General features: G+C 73.3%; 12 protein-coding genes. 6 read left to right on the top strand and 6 right to left on the bottom strand.

Going from position 1 to position 13,602, the window contains the following annotated elements; translation table 11 throughout:
- Positions 1-49: 49 nt before the first annotated feature.
- Complete coding sequence (locus P1K89_RS26990; RefSeq protein ID WP_284619645.1) at positions 50-637, bottom strand: TetR/AcrR family transcriptional regulator; 588 nt, start codon at positions 635-637, stop codon at positions 50-52.
- 95 nt (positions 638-732) lie between these two features.
- Here P1K89_RS26990 and P1K89_RS26985 point away from each other — a divergent pair, with 95 nt between their 5' ends.
- From P1K89_RS26985 to P1K89_RS26965, 5 genes are all read left to right on the top strand, one after another.
- A complete protein-coding gene (locus tag P1K89_RS26985) occupies positions 733-1,167 on the top strand; it encodes a DUF3995 domain-containing protein (protein WP_284619644.1) in 435 nt (144 codons plus the stop codon).
- Positions 1,168-1,189: 22 nt separating this feature from the next.
- Positions 1,190-1,600, top strand: a complete 411-nt coding sequence (locus tag P1K89_RS26980; protein WP_284619643.1) for a hypothetical protein — start codon at positions 1,190-1,192, stop codon at positions 1,598-1,600.
- Positions 1,601-1,604: 4 nt separating this feature from the next.
- On the top strand, positions 1,605-2,288 hold the full coding sequence (locus P1K89_RS26975) for a molybdopterin-dependent oxidoreductase (protein ID WP_284619642.1): 684 nt from the start codon (positions 1,605-1,607) through the stop codon (positions 2,286-2,288).
- 61 nt (positions 2,289-2,349) lie between these two features.
- Positions 2,350-3,762 carry a M20 family metallopeptidase gene (locus tag P1K89_RS26970; protein ID WP_284619641.1) on the top strand — a complete coding sequence of 471 codons (1,413 nt, stop codon included), beginning with the start codon at positions 2,350-2,352 and terminating at the stop codon, positions 3,760-3,762.
- 195 nt (positions 3,763-3,957) lie between these two features.
- The gene (locus P1K89_RS26965; protein WP_284619640.1) at positions 3,958-6,942 is read left to right on the top strand and encodes an L-glutamate gamma-semialdehyde dehydrogenase; all 2,985 of its coding nucleotides are present in this window, start codon (positions 3,958-3,960) and stop codon (positions 6,940-6,942) included.
- A 106-nt stretch (positions 6,943-7,048) separates the two neighbouring features.
- Here P1K89_RS26965 and P1K89_RS26960 read toward each other — a convergent pair whose 3' ends face one another.
- The 4 genes from P1K89_RS26960 to P1K89_RS26945 all read right to left on the bottom strand — a co-directional run bounded on the left by P1K89_RS26960 (position 7,049) and on the right by P1K89_RS26945 (position 11,116).
- The gene (locus tag P1K89_RS26960) at positions 7,049-7,477 is read right to left on the bottom strand and encodes a hypothetical protein (RefSeq protein ID WP_284619639.1); all 429 of its coding nucleotides are present in this window, start codon (positions 7,475-7,477) and stop codon (positions 7,049-7,051) included.
- 136 nt (positions 7,478-7,613) lie between these two features.
- Positions 7,614-8,189 carry a DUF3455 domain-containing protein gene (locus P1K89_RS26955; protein ID WP_284619638.1) on the bottom strand — a complete coding sequence of 192 codons (576 nt, stop codon included), beginning with the start codon at positions 8,187-8,189 and terminating at the stop codon, positions 7,614-7,616.
- A gap of 120 nt (positions 8,190-8,309) precedes the next feature.
- Positions 8,310-9,980: an MBL fold metallo-hydrolase gene (locus P1K89_RS26950; RefSeq protein WP_284619637.1), complete on the bottom strand. Its 1,671-nt coding sequence runs from the start codon at positions 9,978-9,980 to the stop codon at positions 8,310-8,312.
- On the bottom strand, positions 9,977-11,116 hold the full coding sequence (locus tag P1K89_RS26945) for a CaiB/BaiF CoA transferase family protein (protein WP_284619636.1): 1,140 nt from the start codon (positions 11,114-11,116) through the stop codon (positions 9,977-9,979). The genes P1K89_RS26950 and P1K89_RS26945 overlap by 4 nt, the downstream gene beginning before the upstream one ends.
- Positions 11,117-11,199: 83 nt before the next feature.
- Here P1K89_RS26945 and P1K89_RS26940 point away from each other — a divergent pair, with 83 nt between their 5' ends.
- Positions 11,200-11,490 carry a hypothetical protein gene (locus P1K89_RS26940; RefSeq protein WP_284619635.1) on the top strand — a complete coding sequence of 97 codons (291 nt, stop codon included), beginning with the start codon at positions 11,200-11,202 and terminating at the stop codon, positions 11,488-11,490.
- Between the two features lie 18 nt (positions 11,491-11,508).
- On the opposite strand, the gene P1K89_RS26935 is transcribed toward P1K89_RS26940, so the two are convergent.
- A complete protein-coding gene (locus tag P1K89_RS26935) occupies positions 11,509-13,464 on the bottom strand; it encodes a putative bifunctional diguanylate cyclase/phosphodiesterase (RefSeq protein ID WP_284619634.1) in 1,956 nt (651 codons plus the stop codon).
- Between the last annotated feature and the right edge of the window lie 138 nt (positions 13,465-13,602).

Raw genomic sequence — 13,602 nt, 5'->3', positions numbered from 1 at the left:
CGTATTGGCTGCAAAGGCGCATGGCGTGCGCCCGGCGCCTTGCGCACGCTCAGCGCGCCAGCAGCATCGCGAGGTAGCTGTCGACCAGCGACGGCGCGTCCAGCCCGACGCCGCGGCCGCGGCCGCGCGTGGCCTGCAGCATCACCATGCCGACGTAGCTCGCATAGCCGATGCGCGCGCGGTCGGCGGCCACCGCCGGCGCCAGGCCGGCCTGCTCCAGCACGCGCGCCAGGTAGTCGATGCGCGCGGCGGTCGCCCGCTCCACCGATGGCCCGACCAGCGGGTCGGACGCGGCGCACCACAACGCGTACTGCAGCCGCACCACCCGCGCCGGCTGACTGCCTTCGTCGGTCACGGTGCGGGTGACGACGCGGATCAACTGCTCGGCATGCTGGGCGCTGTCGGGCATGGCATCGACCAGTTCGATGATCGCCTGCGTGCCCTGCGCCTCCCAGCGCTCGAGCACCGCCTGCAGCAGCGCGTCGCGGCTGGCGAAGTGCCAGTAGACCGCCCCCTTGCTCAGCCCGAGCGCCCGCGCCAGCGGCTCGATCGCCAGCGCCGCGACGCCGTGCTCGGCGATCCAGTCGGCGGCCGCGGCGATCCAGTCGTCGCGGCTGAGCGTCGGCTTGCGTCCCATGGGTGCCCGATTCTAGGGACCGCCCCGCGGCCGGGGCTTGACGCAAGGCACGGTCCGTCAATAACATTCGCATGCGTATGTTTTGAGGACCCCGCATGATCGCCGCGCTGTGTGCCGCCCTGCTTGTCTTCGCCGCAGGCTTCCACTTCTACTGGGGCTTCGGCGGCCGCGTCGGCTTCGACGCCGCGCTGCCGCAGCGCGCCGGCAGCGGGCAGCGCGTCTTCACCCCGAGCGCCCGGGGGGCGCACCTCGTCGGCGCGCTGCTGCTGGTGATGGTGATGCTGGTCGCCGCGCAGGCCGGCTGGCTCGGCGGATGGTTCCCCGCGTGGCCGCTGCCGGCGGCCTGGACCCGCGCCGCGGTTGCGCTGCTGGCGGCGGTGTTCCTCGTGCGGGCGCTCGGCGCCTTCGAGTACGCCGGCTGGTTCAAGCGCGTGCGCGACACCCGCTTCGCGCGTTTCGACACCTGGTTCTACTGCCCGCTGTGCCTGGTGCTTGGCCTCGGCCTGGCGTGGCTGGCGTTCGGCGCCTGAGCGCCTGCTTCCGGGAGATCCGATGAATCGGTGGTTCCTCTCGGCCGGCCTGCTGGCCTGCTTCACGGCGCTGGTGCACGTCTTCGCCGGCGGCCCGGGCGTGGCCGAGCCGCTGCTGCGATCGTCGATCGACGACGTGCCGCGGCTGACGATGTACGCCTGCTGGCACCTGGTCTCGGCGGCGCTGGCGGGCAGCGGCCTCGCGCTGCTGGCCGCGGCGCGGCCGGCCGCCGAGTTGCAGGCGCGCGCGCTGGTCGGCTTCATCGCCGTGCTCTGGCTCGCCTTCGGCCTGGTGATCCTGTCCGTCGCCCTGCAGCAGCCGGGCGCGGGCTGGATCTGGAAGATGCCGCAGTGGCTGGCGCTGATGCCGGTGGGCCTGCTCGGCCTGGCCGGACTGCGGCGCCCGGCGCCGGCCACGGTCTTTGCGAACTAGCACCATGAGCCCCTTGCCGCCCGGCCAGCAGGCGCTGGACCACTTCCCGCGCTTCGGCATCACCGCGCTCGCGCGGCGCTTCCCGAAGCAGCCGCACCGCGTGCAGCTGGCGCTCGACGGCGCCTTGCAGTCGCCGCTGGCGATCGACGAGGCCGCGTGGGCCCGCTTGCCGCGCCACCAGCAGACCAGCGACTTCCACTGCGTGACGACCTGGAGCCGGCAGGGGCTGCAGTGGTCCGGCGTGCGGTTCCGGGACGTGCACGCGATGCTCGCCGCGTCGCACGGGCTCGATGCGCAGGCCACGCTGGTGGTGCTGCGCAGCCAGGACGGCTACCACGCCGCGCTGCCGCTGCAGGACCTGCTGGCCGACGACGTGCTGCTGGCCGACCGGCTCGACGGCGCGCCGCTGCCGGTCGAACACGGCGCGCCGCTGCGCCTGGTGGCGCCGGCGCACTACGGCTACAAGAACGTCAAGCACCTCAAGCGCATCGAGTTCCGGCGGCCCGGCGACGGCTACCGGCCCTTCGGCTGGCGCTTCATGTCGCACGAGCGCGCCCGCGTCGCGCTGGAAGAACGCGGCACCGGGCTGCCGGGCTGGCTGCTGCGGCGGTTGTACCGGCCGCTGATCGGGCCGACGGTGCGGGCGTTCGAGCGGGCGATGCGCGAATACACCGCCGCGCCACGCTGACAACCGGTCCGTACACCCCCCGCTGGCATCATCGGCCTCCTGCCCTGCCAGGAGCTTGCCGATGCCCCCGAACCCCGCCGCCGCGCGTGCCGCCGAGACCTTCGACAGCGGCCGCTTCGCCGCCGACCTCGCCCGCCGCGTCGCCTTCCGCACCGAGAGCCAGAACCCCGAGCGCGCCGGCGAGCTGCGCGACTACCTCGCCGACGAGATCGCGCCCAGCCTGCAGCGGCTGGGCTTCGAATCCCGGCTGCACGACAACCCGGTCGCCGGCGCACCGCCCTTGCTCACCGCCGAGCGGCTCGAGGACCCGGCGCTGCCGACGGTGCTGGTCTACGGCCACGGCGACGTCGTGCGCGGCCACGAAGGCCAGTGGGCCGAGGGGCGCGACCCGTGGGCGCTGACGCCCGATGCCTCGGCCACGCCCGAGCGCTGGTACGGCCGCGGCGGCGCCGACAACAAGGGCCAGCACAGCATCAACCTGGCGGCGCTGCAGGCGGTGCTCGATGCGCGCGGCGGCCGCCTGGGCTTCAACGCCAAGGTCCTGGTCGAGATGGGCGAGGAGACCGGCTCGCCGGGGCTGGAGGACTTCTGCCGCGCGCAGCGCACGCGCCTGGCCGCCGATGCGCTGATCGCCAGCGACGGCCCGCGGCTGCAGTGGCAGCGGCCGACGGTGTTCCTCGGCACGCGCGGCGTCGCCAACTTCGACCTCGAGCTGACGCTGCGCGCCGGCGGCCACCATTCCGGCAACTGGGGCGGCCTGCTGCGCAACCCCGGCACCGTGCTCGCGGCGGCGATCGCCAGCCTGGTCGATGGCCAGGGGCGCATCCGCGTGCCGGGGCTGCGGCCGCCGCCGATCCCGCCGGCGGTGCGCGCCGCGCTGGCCGACATCACGCTCGGCGGCAGCCCCGGCGACCCGGACATCGACCCGCTGTGGGGCGAGCCCGGGCTGACGCCGGCCGAGCGCGTTTTCGGCTGGAACACGCTGGAAGTGCTGGCGATCGGCTGCGGCAACCCGGCGGCGCCGGTCAACGCGATCCCGCCGGCCGCGCGCGCGACGCTGCAGCTGCGCTTCGTCGTCGGCACCGATGCCGCGCGGCTGCGCGAGCACGTGCTGAAGCACCTCGACGCGCAGGGCTTCGGCGACATCGCCGTCAGCGAGCCGGTGCTGATGGCCGCGACCCGGCTCGACCCCGACAACGCCTGGGTGCGGCTGGCGCTCGGCGCGATCGAACACGCCACCGGCGCGAAGCCGGCGCTGCTGCCGAACCTGGGCGGCTCGCTGCCGAACGACGTCTTCGCCGACATCCTCGGGCTGCCGACGGTCTGGGTGCCGCATTCCTACCCCGCCTGCTCGCAGCACGCGCCGAACGAGCACCTGCTGGCGCCGCTGGTGCGCGAGGGGCTGCAGATGATGGCGACGATCTTCTGGGAGGTCGGCGAACAGGCCGCGACGCTGCCGCGGCGGGGGGCCTGAGCCGCCGCAGGGCCGCCCCAAGGCGGCTCGCGCCCCCTCGGGGGCAGGAGCGAAGCGACGTGGGGGCCCGAGACCCGCCCGCCCGCCCGGCCGGCGGTGAATCATTCGGCCACCCTCGGCACAATCCGCACAACATCCCGGCGGTGAGCCGATACGCTTCGCGCATTCCACGTCGGAACGCCCGAAAGCCAGATCATGCCGCTCGCCGCCTCCCGCCTGCCCGCCCCGTACCGCCCTGAACTCGAGGTGGTGCACCACCTGCTGAAGAGCCTGGAGGGCCGGCTGCACTGGCCCGCGGTGATCGAGGCCGGGCGGCCCTGGGTCGAGGCGGTGCGCGCGAAGCCGGCGCCGTTCTGGGCGATGGAATCGCTGCTGCGCGAGTACCCGATCTCCAGCGCCGAGGGCCTGGCGCTGATGCGGCTGGCCGAAGCGCTGCTGCGCGTGCCGGATGCCGAGACGGCGATCGCGCTGACCGCCGACCAGCTCGGCCGCGCCGACTTCTCCGGCGGCGCCACGGACGGCTCGCAGCACAAGATGCTGGCCTCGCTGTCGGCCAGCGCGATCTCGCTGGCCAAGCGCATGCTGCCGGACAGCGACTCGAAGCCCGGCCTGCTCGAACGCCTGGGCTCGCAGACCGTGGTCGCCGCCACCGTGCGGGCGATCCAGCTGCTGGGCCGGCAGTTCGTGCTCGGCCGCAACATCGGCGAGGCGCTCGGCGAGGCGCGTTCGCAGCGCAAGGAGCAGCCGCGGCTGCGCTTCTCGTTCGACATGCTCGGCGAAGGCGCACGCACCGACCACGATGCGCAGCGCTACCTCGCGAGCTACCGCAACGCGATCGAGGTGATCGCGCAGTCCACCCGCGGCGACGGCCCGCCCGAGCGCGATGGCATCTCGATCAAGCTGTCCGCGCTTCATCCGCGCTACGAGGATGCGCAGCTCGACCGCGTGCTCGGCGAGCTGGTGCCGCGCGTGACGGGCCTGATCGACCTGGCCGCGAAGGCCGACATCAACCTGACGATCGATGCCGAGGAATGCGACCGGCTGGAACTCTCGCTGGAGGTCTTCGACCGCCTCGCCGCGCACGTGCAGGCCACCGCGCCCGGCTGGACCGGCTTCGGCCTGGCCATCCAGGCCTACCAGACCCGCGCGCTGGAGACGATCGACGCGATCGCCGGCATCGCGCGCGAGCGCGGCCTGAAGTTCATGGTGCGCCTCGTCAAGGGCGCGTACTGGGACGGCGAGATCAAGCGGGCGCAGGAGCTCGGCCTGGCCGGTTATCCCGTCTTCACCCGCAAGCACCACACCGACATCGCCTACCTCGCCTGCGCGGCGCGCCTGATCGATCATCACCCGCTGATCCTGTCGCAGTTCGCGACGCACAACGCCGGCACCCTCGCGGCGATCGTCGGCATGGCCAGGGATCGCGGCGCGAAGTTCGAGATGCAGCGCCTGCACGGCATGGGCGAAGGCATCTACCGCGAAGCGCTGGCCGGCGAAAGCACCCTGGCGCTGCGCATCTACGCGCCGGTGGGCGAACACCGCGACCTGCTGGCCTACCTGGTGCGGCGGCTGCTGGAGAACGGCGCCAACTCGTCCTTCGTGCACCAGTTGGCCGATGCCGGCGTGCGGGTCGAGGAGCTGCTGGCGTCGCCGCTGGTCGCCGCCGAGGCCCCCGGCCAGCCGCTGCCGGCCGTGCTGTACGGCGCCGGCCGCGCAAATTCCACCGGCGCCGACCTCACGGTGCCCGAGCAGCGCATCCCGCTGCAGCGGGCGATCGATGCCGCCCGCGTGCCGAGCATCCCGATGGCGACGGGTGACGACGTGCAGCGGGCCATGACGATGCTGTCATCGGGATTCGACGCCTGGAGCTCGAAGCCCGTGGCCGAGCGCGCGGCAATCATCCGCCGCGCCGGCGACCTGCTCGACGCGCGCCTGGCCGACTACTGCGGCCTGCTGGTCAAGGAAGCGGGCAAGACACTCGGGGACTGCATCGCCGAAGTGCGTGAGGCCGTGGACTTCTGCCGCTATTACGCGCAGCAGGCCGAGGAACGCCTGGAGGCGATCCGCCTGCCCGGCCCGACCGGCGAAAGCAACGAGCTGCGCCTGCACGGCCGCGGGGTCTTCGTCTGCATCTCGCCGTGGAACTTCCCGCTGGCGATCTTCGCCGGCCAGGTGGTCGCGGCGCTGGTCGCCGGCAACACCGTCGCGGCCAAGCCGGCCGAGCAGACCCCGGCGGTCGCCGCCGCCTTCGTCGAGCTGCTGCACGAGGCCGGCCTGCCGCGCGACGCGGTCGCGCTGCTGCACGGCAGCGGCGAGACCGTCGGCGCGGCGCTGGTCGCGCATGCGTCGAACGCCGGCGTCTGCTTCACCGGCTCGACGCAGGTGGCGAAGATCATCCAGCGCACGCTGGCCGCCAGCGACGGCGCGATCGTGCCGCTGATCGCCGAGACCGGCGGCCTGAACGCGATGGTCGTCGACTCGAGCGCGCTGCCCGAGCAGGTGATCGACGCGGTGGTGCAGAGCGCCTTCCGCTCGGCCGGCCAGCGCTGCTCGGCGCTGCGCCTGCTGTGCGTGCACGAGAGCATCGCCGACGGCGTGATCCAGATGCTGCGCGGCGCGCTGCAGGTCCTGACCGTCGGCGACGCCAGCGACATCGCCACCGACGTCGGCCCGGTGATCGACGCCGAGGCGCACGCCAACCTGACGAAGCATGTGCAGCGGCTGGAGCGCGAGGCCACGCTGCTCGGCCGCGCGCCGATGGATCCGCGCTTCGCCGCGACGCACATCGCGCCGGTGGCCTTCGAGCTGAAGGCCATCGAGGACTTGAAGGAAGAAGTCTTCGGCCCGGTGCTGCACGTCGTGCGCTGGGGCGGCGACGTCGACGCGCTGGTCAAGCGCATCAACGCGCTGCGCTTCGGCCTGACGCTGGGCATCCAGACGCGCATCGACAGCCGCGCGCTGCGCATCGCCGCGGCGGCGAAGATCGGCAACGTCTACGTCAACCGCAACATGATCGGCGCGGTCGTCGGCGTGCAGCCCTTCGGCGGCGAGGGCCTGTCGGGCACCGGCCCGAAGGCTGGCGGCCCGCACTACCTGTACCGCTTCTGCGCCGAGCAGACGCTGACGATCAACACCGCGGCCGCCGGCGGCAACGCGGCGTTGCTGGCCGGGCTGCACTGACGGCCGGGCTGCACGGGTCCGGGCTGCGCTGACGGCCGGGCTGCACGGGTCCGGGCTGCGCAGATACGGGCTGGGCACCGAGGCGCGCGCCCGGCAGGCCGGCGGTTCAGTCGGGCGTGAAGCTGCCCGGCCGCTGCTCGCAGCGCTGCGCCACGCAGACATGCCGGGGCGGCGCCTCCACGTGCGCCGTGCAGACCACCGGCTCGGTCGCCTTCGCCAGCGCCAGCCGCGCGACCGCACGCTGTTCCGCCGCCGTGGCCTCGCCGGCCGCGGCGCCGGCGGAGCGCTTCGAGTAGGTGTGCTGGTCGTGCTGCACGCAGCTGGGCACCGGCGGCGTGAAGACCAGGCCGGTGCACTGGCTGTCGTTGTCGCAGGGCCCGGTCGCGACCTGCGACACCGCCTGCGCCCGCAGCGCGTTCGCCCGCGCGACCAGGTCCTCCCGGCTCTCTTCGTCACCACCGCCGCAGCCGGCGGACAGCACCGACACCAGCATCGTCGCGAGTGTCAGCCCGCCGCCATTCCACGTTCTTTTCATGTTATCCCCTGAGCGAATGCTTCCGATCCGACAGCGATCGGGGCGCAGTCTGCCGCAGGCCGGCCGCATTGCGAGGTGATGCGCATCACATCCCTGCGTCGAACTGACTGGAGCCTCCCGACTGCAGCCCAGACTCCTACGCCGCCTTCCAGAAGATGTAGTCGGCCTGGTAGCGCACGGTCTCGCGCTGGCCGAGCGCGTCAGCGAGGCAGGCGCGCGACGGCGCGACGCCCCCCTGCGTCGCGACGCGCTGGATGTAGGCGACGTCCTTCATCGCCGTGCCGCTGCCGGTGGCCGGGTTGGCCTTCACCAGCTGCAGCGGGATGCTGCCCGGCAGCGCCGGCGCGACCGCCAGCTGCGCGCCGGTGATTGCCGAGCCGTCGGCGGACGCCCAGGTCGCCGGCGGGCCGTAGTAGCTGCCCACCGCCCTGCCCGCGCGGTCGTTCAGCACCGCGCGCGGGCCGACGAAGACCCATTCGTAGGCCGCGGGCTGGCCGGCCGGCGGGTTCGCCTTCTGGCGGCACTCGTAGGTGATCTCGCCGACCCCGACCGTCTCCATCGCCACGCGGTGCCCGGCCGGCACCTTGACCGGATCGGGCAGCGCAGCCTGGTCGAAGGCGGCCATCGGGGCGCTGGTCATCATCGAGCCGCAGCCGGCGAGCGCGGCGGCGGTGGTGGCGAGCAGCAGGGCGGCGGACGGGATGGATCGCATGGGAGGCTCCTCGGGACTGCGTCATTGCAGACCCGTGAGGTACGCACGCGCCGCGATCCGGATGCAAGCGGCCAGAACCCCTCGCCGCGGCGAGGTCTTTTCGCCCGCCGCTTCAGCCGCTCACTTCAGCTGCCAGCGATCGCCCTCGAGCACGGCGACGCCATCGGCCTGCAGCTTCTGCAGGTGCGCACGCAGCGAGCGCAGCGCGACCGCGTGCAGGTGCTTCGGCGTGTCGGCGTACACCGCGTCGCGCAGCGCATCCTCGCCGGCCGGTGCCAGCGCGCGCAGGGCGTCCAGCACCCGGGCCTCGCGCTGCAGCCGGTGCGCGATGAGCTTGCGCACGGCGGCATGCGGCTCGTCGATCAGGAAGCCGTGGCCGGGCGCCAGCCAGTCGAGGTCCTCGTCGAGCAGGCGCTCGAGCGAGCGCAGGTAGGCGGCCATGTCGCCGTCGGGCGGATTGATGACCACCGTCGAGCCTTGCATGATGTGGTCGCCGGTGAACAGCAGCTTTTCCTCTTCCAGCAGGTAGCACAGGTGGTTGCTGGCATGGCCGGGCGTGTGGATCACGCGCAGCGTCGCGCCGGCGCCGAGCGACAGGCGGTCGCCGTCCGACAGCACGTGTTCGGGCGCGAAGCCGGTGTCCTGCCACTCCGGGTGCGCGGCCACCCGGCCGAAGCGCGGCGCGCCGACCTTTGCGCGCAGCGCGGCGATGGCCGGCGAGTGGTCCTTGTGCGTGTGCGTGGCCAGCAGCCGCGTCACGCGGCCCGGCGCGGCCTTCATCAGCGCCGCGACGTGCGCCGGCTCGTCGGGGCCGGCATCGAGCAGCGCCCAGTCGTCGGCGCCGGGCGTGCCGATGAAGTAGCTGTTGGTGCCGGGGCCGGTCATCATGCTGCCGTTGCCGGCGGTCACGCGCAGCACGCGCGGCGACAGCCACACCGGCACGCCGGGCGCGAGCTCGGTGCTGACATCGCCGCGGCCCTCGGGGTCGAGCCGGCCGATCTCGGCGAACGGCCAGGCGCCCGGCATGATCGGCCGCTTGCCTTGCGGCGTCAGCCCGAGGCGCGGGCGGATCAGCGGCTTGTGCACCTCGGCGCGTGCGGCCTCGATCGCGTCGGCCGCGGTCCTGAACTTCGCCAGCGCCTGCAGCGTCACCTGCGTCACGTTGACCAGCTTCAGCCCGCGCTTCGGATCGAGCGCCTCGGCCGGCGTGATCCACAGCAGCTCGACAGTCTCGGTCTCGTCGTGGCGCGCGGTCTGCGCCGGCGGCGCCGTGGTGATGAAAAAACGCGTGTCGAAGACCTTGGGCATGCCGCGGGGCGTCATCCAGTGGCTGTAATAGCTCAGCGGCGCGAGGTCGATGCGCACGCGCAGCCGCTCGCACAGCTCGGCCATGCCGCAGCGGTTCTGGTGCAGGTCCTGGCGCAGGCCGACCAGCGTTTCGGCGTCGTGCGCGTCGAGCGCGACCGGCGTGCCGTCGGCATGGCGCGCGAACAGCAGGCCGGCCTCCTCGAAACACTCGCGCACCGCGGCGATCCAGAAGTTCAGGCCGTTCGCCGGCAGCCCGAGGCGGCGGCTGGCCTCGGCGTCGTCGAGGCCGTCGCACAGGCCGTAGGCATCGGCGTCGCCCGGATCCAGCAGCCCGCCGGGGAAGACCGCGGCGCCGCTGTTCTGGTCGCCGGGCTTGTCGGCGCGGCGCAGCATCAGCACTTCCATGCCGCGCGGGGCATCGCGCAGCACGATCAGCGAAGCCGCGAGCCTCGGCACGGCGGGCGGCACGAGCGGCGCGTTCATCGGCCCTCCTGGGGGGTCAGCTGGTCGATCTCGTGCGCGCTGAAGCCGGCTTCGGCCAGCACCTCGCGCGTATGCGCCCCCGCTTCGGGCGCCGGCCGCGGCACCTCGGCCGCGCTGCGCGAGAAGCGCGGCGCCGGTGCCGGCTGCTGCACGCCGCCGACCTCGACGAAGGCCTGGCGCGCCTGCGCATGGTGGTGATCCGCGGCCTCGGCCAGCGTCAGCACCGGCGCGAAGCAGGCGTCGCTGCCTTCGAGCAGCGCGCACCACGCGTCGCGCGTGCGGCCGGCGATCAGCGTGGCGATCGCTTCACGCATCTCGGGCCACAGCCGGCGGTCGTACTGGCGCTGCACGAAGCGGCGGTCCAGCCCGATGCGCTCGGCGAGCTCGGCGAAGAACTTCGGCTCCAGCGCGCCGATCGAGACATGGCGGCCGTCGGACGTCGCATAGGTGTCGTAGAACGGCGCGCCGCCGTCGAGCAGGTTGGCCGCGCGCTGCGTGGCGTCCCACTGGCCGCCGGCGGCGAGGCCGTGGAACAGGCTCAGCAGCGACGCCGCGCCGTCGACCATCGCCGCATCGACGACCTGGCCGCGCCCCGAGCGCTGACGCTCGAAGAGCGCGGCCATCAGCCCGAAGGCCAGGTACAGCGCACCGCCGCCGTAGTCGCCGACGAGGTTCAGCGGCGGCACCGGCTTGTCCGCGCCGCCGATCGCATGCAGCGCGCCGGTCAGCGCGATGTAGTTCAGGTCGTGTCCGGCGGCCTGCGCCAGCGGGCCGTGCTGGCCGAAGCCGGTCATGCGGCCGTAGACCAGCCCCGGGTTGCGGGCATGGCAGGCCTCGGGGCCGAGGCCCAGGCGTTCGGCGACCCCCGGCCGCCAGCCTTCGATCAGCACGTCGGCGCGGTCGATGAGCCGCAATGCCGCGTCACGGCCGGCCGGCTGCTTGATGTCCAGCGCCACCGAGCGCCGGCCGCGGCCGGCGACGTCGAAGCGCGCCGGCATCGGCAGGCCCAGCCCGCTGGGCTCGATGCGGTCGATGCGGATCACGTCGGCGCCCTGGTCGGCCAGCAGCATCGCCGCGAACGGCCCGGGGCCGATGCTGGCGAGCTCGATGACGCGCAATCCGGCGAGGGGTCCCATGAGTCCTTGTCTCCTTCAGCAACTTGCCAGTGTGCCGCAGCCGCGTGCACTAGCATGACGGCAACGATGCTCCGGAGATCACCATGACGCATCTTCTCCGCCCACGCTGGGCCCTCGCCGCGCTGCTGGCGCTCGGCGCCGCCGCCGTGCAGGCCGCCGGCGTCAACGACAAGGTCCAGTCCGCCGGCCATGCCGCGTCGGCCGCGGCGACCAAGGGCGAGAACGCGGTGAAGAAGGGCGCCGGCAAGGTCAGCGACGCGATCGACGCCGGCACGAAGAAGACCGCCGACGCCGTCACCCGCACCGCGAAGAAGCTGGGCCTGCCGACCGCCGGCGCCAGCGCGCCGGGCGCGGCGGACCAGGTGGCGAAGTAGCGCGAAGAGCAGCGCGGTTCAGCCGCGCTCGACGTCCGCCGTCTCCGGGTGCGTCAGCGCCTCCAGCGGCAGCGGCCGGGCGAGCAGGAAGCCCTGCAGCTCGTCGCAGCCCTGCTCCTGCAGCAGCTTCAGCTGCGCCTCGTTCTCGACGCCCTCGGCATTGACGCGCAGGCCGAGCGAACGCGCCAGCGAGACGATGGAGCGCACGATCAGCCGCACCTTCGGGTCGTCGGCCAGGTGCAGCGTGAAGCTGCGGTCGATCTTGACCTTGTGGAACGGGAAGCGCCACAGGTAGGACAGGCTGGAATAACCGGTGCCGAAGTCGTCCATCGCGATCTTCACGCCCAGCGCGTCCAGGGCCCGCAGCGTGCCGGTCACCTCCTCGGTGTGGCCCAGCAGCAGCGACTCGGTGATCTCGACCTCCAGCCGCGCGGCCTCGAGGCCGCTGGCCTCGAGCGCGGCGCGCACGACGTCGACCAGGTCGCCCTGGCTGAACTGCGCGGCCGACAGGTTCACCGCCACGGTCAGCGGCGCAGGCCAGCCGGCGGCGGCGGCGCAGGCGGTCTCGAGCACCCAGCGGCCGAGCGGCGCGATCAGGCCGGAATCCTCGGCCAGCGGAATGAAGTCGACCGGCGCGATCGGGCCGCGCACCGGGTGGCGCCAGCGCAGCAACGCCTCGTAGCCGGTGACGGTGCGGCCGTCGGCCGCGTACAGCGCCTGGTAGTGCAGCGCCATCTGCGGCGAGCCGATGGCCTCGCGCAGGTCGCGCACCAGTTGCCGGCGGTCGTCGAGGCGGCGATCGAGCGTCGCGTCGTAGAAGTGGAAGGCGCCGCGGCCGGCCTGCTTCGCGCGCTGCAGCGCGAGGTCGGCCTTGTGCAGCACCTCGTCGGGCGTCGACGCGTCGACGCCGAATACCGCGGCGCCGATGCTGCAGCCGCTGCTGACGCTGTGGCGGTCGATCTGGAAAGGCTCGGCGAGCGCGGCGATCACGCGCTCGGCCAGCATCGTGACGCTCTCGGGCGCGGTGGCGCCGGACAGCAGCAGCGCGAACTCGTCGCTCGCCAGGCGCGCGACGCGATCGCCCTGGCGCACCAGCGCGCGCAGGCGGTCGCCCACCTGGCGCAGCATGTCGTCGCCGGCGGCATGGCCCTGCGTGTCGTTGACTTCCTTGAAGTGGTCGAGGTCGACGCACAGCACCGAGAAGCCCGGGCCGCCGCCGGCATGGCGCCAGGCGGCCTCGTCGAGCGCCTCGTTGAAGCTGCTGCGGTTAAGCAGGCCGCTCAGCACGTCGTGGCGCGACAGGTAGCGCGCCCGCTCCTCGGCGGCACGCTCGGCCTTCAGGCGGCGGTACCACCAGCCGCAGAACACGGTGGTCAGCGCGCCCAGCAGCGCGAAGACGCCGGCCGCGACGAGGCCGAACGCGGCCTGGATGCGCTGCGCGCGCTCGGCCTGGTCGACATAGACCTCGACGACGCCGATCACGCGGCCGCCGCGCATCACCGGCACGTAGGCCTCGCTGTACAACGCAGGCCGGCTGGCGTCCTGGCCCTGCTTCAGCTCGATGACGTGCTTGCCGTTCAGCACCAGATCGCGCACCTTGGCATTGCCGTGGCCGATGGTGTTGTCCTTGACCACCGGCGCCGGGCGATCGAGGTCGTCCGAGACCAGCACGACGCGGCCGTCGCGGTCGAACAGCTTGAAGCGGAAGACCTCCTGCACCTTGCGGTGGCGCAGCAGGTCGCGGTGGGCCGCGGGCGTCGGCGGCTCGCCGCGGAAGATGCCCTCCAGGTCCTCGATCGACGCGCTGGCGAGCTCGGCCCAGGCGAGCGCGACGTGCTCGGCATCGCGCTGCAGCAACTGCGTCGACGCCTGGCGCAGCAGCAGCATCAGCAACACGACGGCGGCCGCCACTGCGGCGACGAGCATGATGAAGCGCGGCCAGACCCGCCGCGATGGCGACGGGATCTTCAGCAACGGTGGATCTGCCCTGGTGTTCTCATCCGGCTCGACGTGCCGCTGCCCCGAAGCGACACGCCGGGGCCCGCCGGATCATCGGCGCGATCCGGGCCCGGTACAGGCGGGTTGTCCCGCAAGCCGGGCGTCGAGCCGCGG

Source organism: Aquabacterium humicola, from assembly GCF_030167915.1.
In the GTDB taxonomy this organism is placed as follows: domain Bacteria; phylum Pseudomonadota; class Gammaproteobacteria; order Burkholderiales; family Burkholderiaceae_C; genus Pseudaquabacterium; species Pseudaquabacterium humicola.
The sequence above is the reverse complement of the archived record's forward strand: the minus strand, read 5'-3'. Positions and strand labels throughout refer to the sequence as shown.

Excerpts from the sequence above, each read along its gene's own strand:
- P1K89_RS26985 (WP_284619644.1), top strand. The coding sequence starts at position 733 with ATGATCGCCGCGCTGTGTGCCGCCCTGCTTGTCTTCGCCGCAGGCTTC.
- P1K89_RS26955 (WP_284619638.1), bottom strand. The coding sequence starts at position 8,189 with ATGCGATCCATCCCGTCCGCCGCCCTGCTGCTCGCCACCACCGCCGCC.
- P1K89_RS26990 (WP_284619645.1), bottom strand. The coding sequence starts at position 637 with ATGGGACGCAAGCCGACGCTCAGCCGCGACGACTGGATCGCCGCGGCC.
- P1K89_RS26945 (WP_284619636.1), bottom strand. The coding sequence starts at position 11,116 with ATGGGACCCCTCGCCGGATTGCGCGTCATCGAGCTCGCCAGCATCGGC.
- P1K89_RS26960 (WP_284619639.1), bottom strand. The coding sequence starts at position 7,477 with ATGAAAAGAACGTGGAATGGCGGCGGGCTGACACTCGCGACGATGCTG.
- P1K89_RS26980 (WP_284619643.1), top strand. The coding sequence starts at position 1,190 with ATGAATCGGTGGTTCCTCTCGGCCGGCCTGCTGGCCTGCTTCACGGCG.
- P1K89_RS26970 (WP_284619641.1), top strand. The coding sequence starts at position 2,350 with ATGCCCCCGAACCCCGCCGCCGCGCGTGCCGCCGAGACCTTCGACAGC.
- P1K89_RS26950 (WP_284619637.1), bottom strand. The coding sequence starts at position 9,980 with ATGAACGCGCCGCTCGTGCCGCCCGCCGTGCCGAGGCTCGCGGCTTCG.
- P1K89_RS26975 (WP_284619642.1), top strand. The coding sequence starts at position 1,605 with ATGAGCCCCTTGCCGCCCGGCCAGCAGGCGCTGGACCACTTCCCGCGC.
- P1K89_RS26965 (WP_284619640.1), top strand. The coding sequence starts at position 3,958 with ATGCCGCTCGCCGCCTCCCGCCTGCCCGCCCCGTACCGCCCTGAACTC.
- P1K89_RS26940 (WP_284619635.1), top strand. The coding sequence starts at position 11,200 with ATGACGCATCTTCTCCGCCCACGCTGGGCCCTCGCCGCGCTGCTGGCG.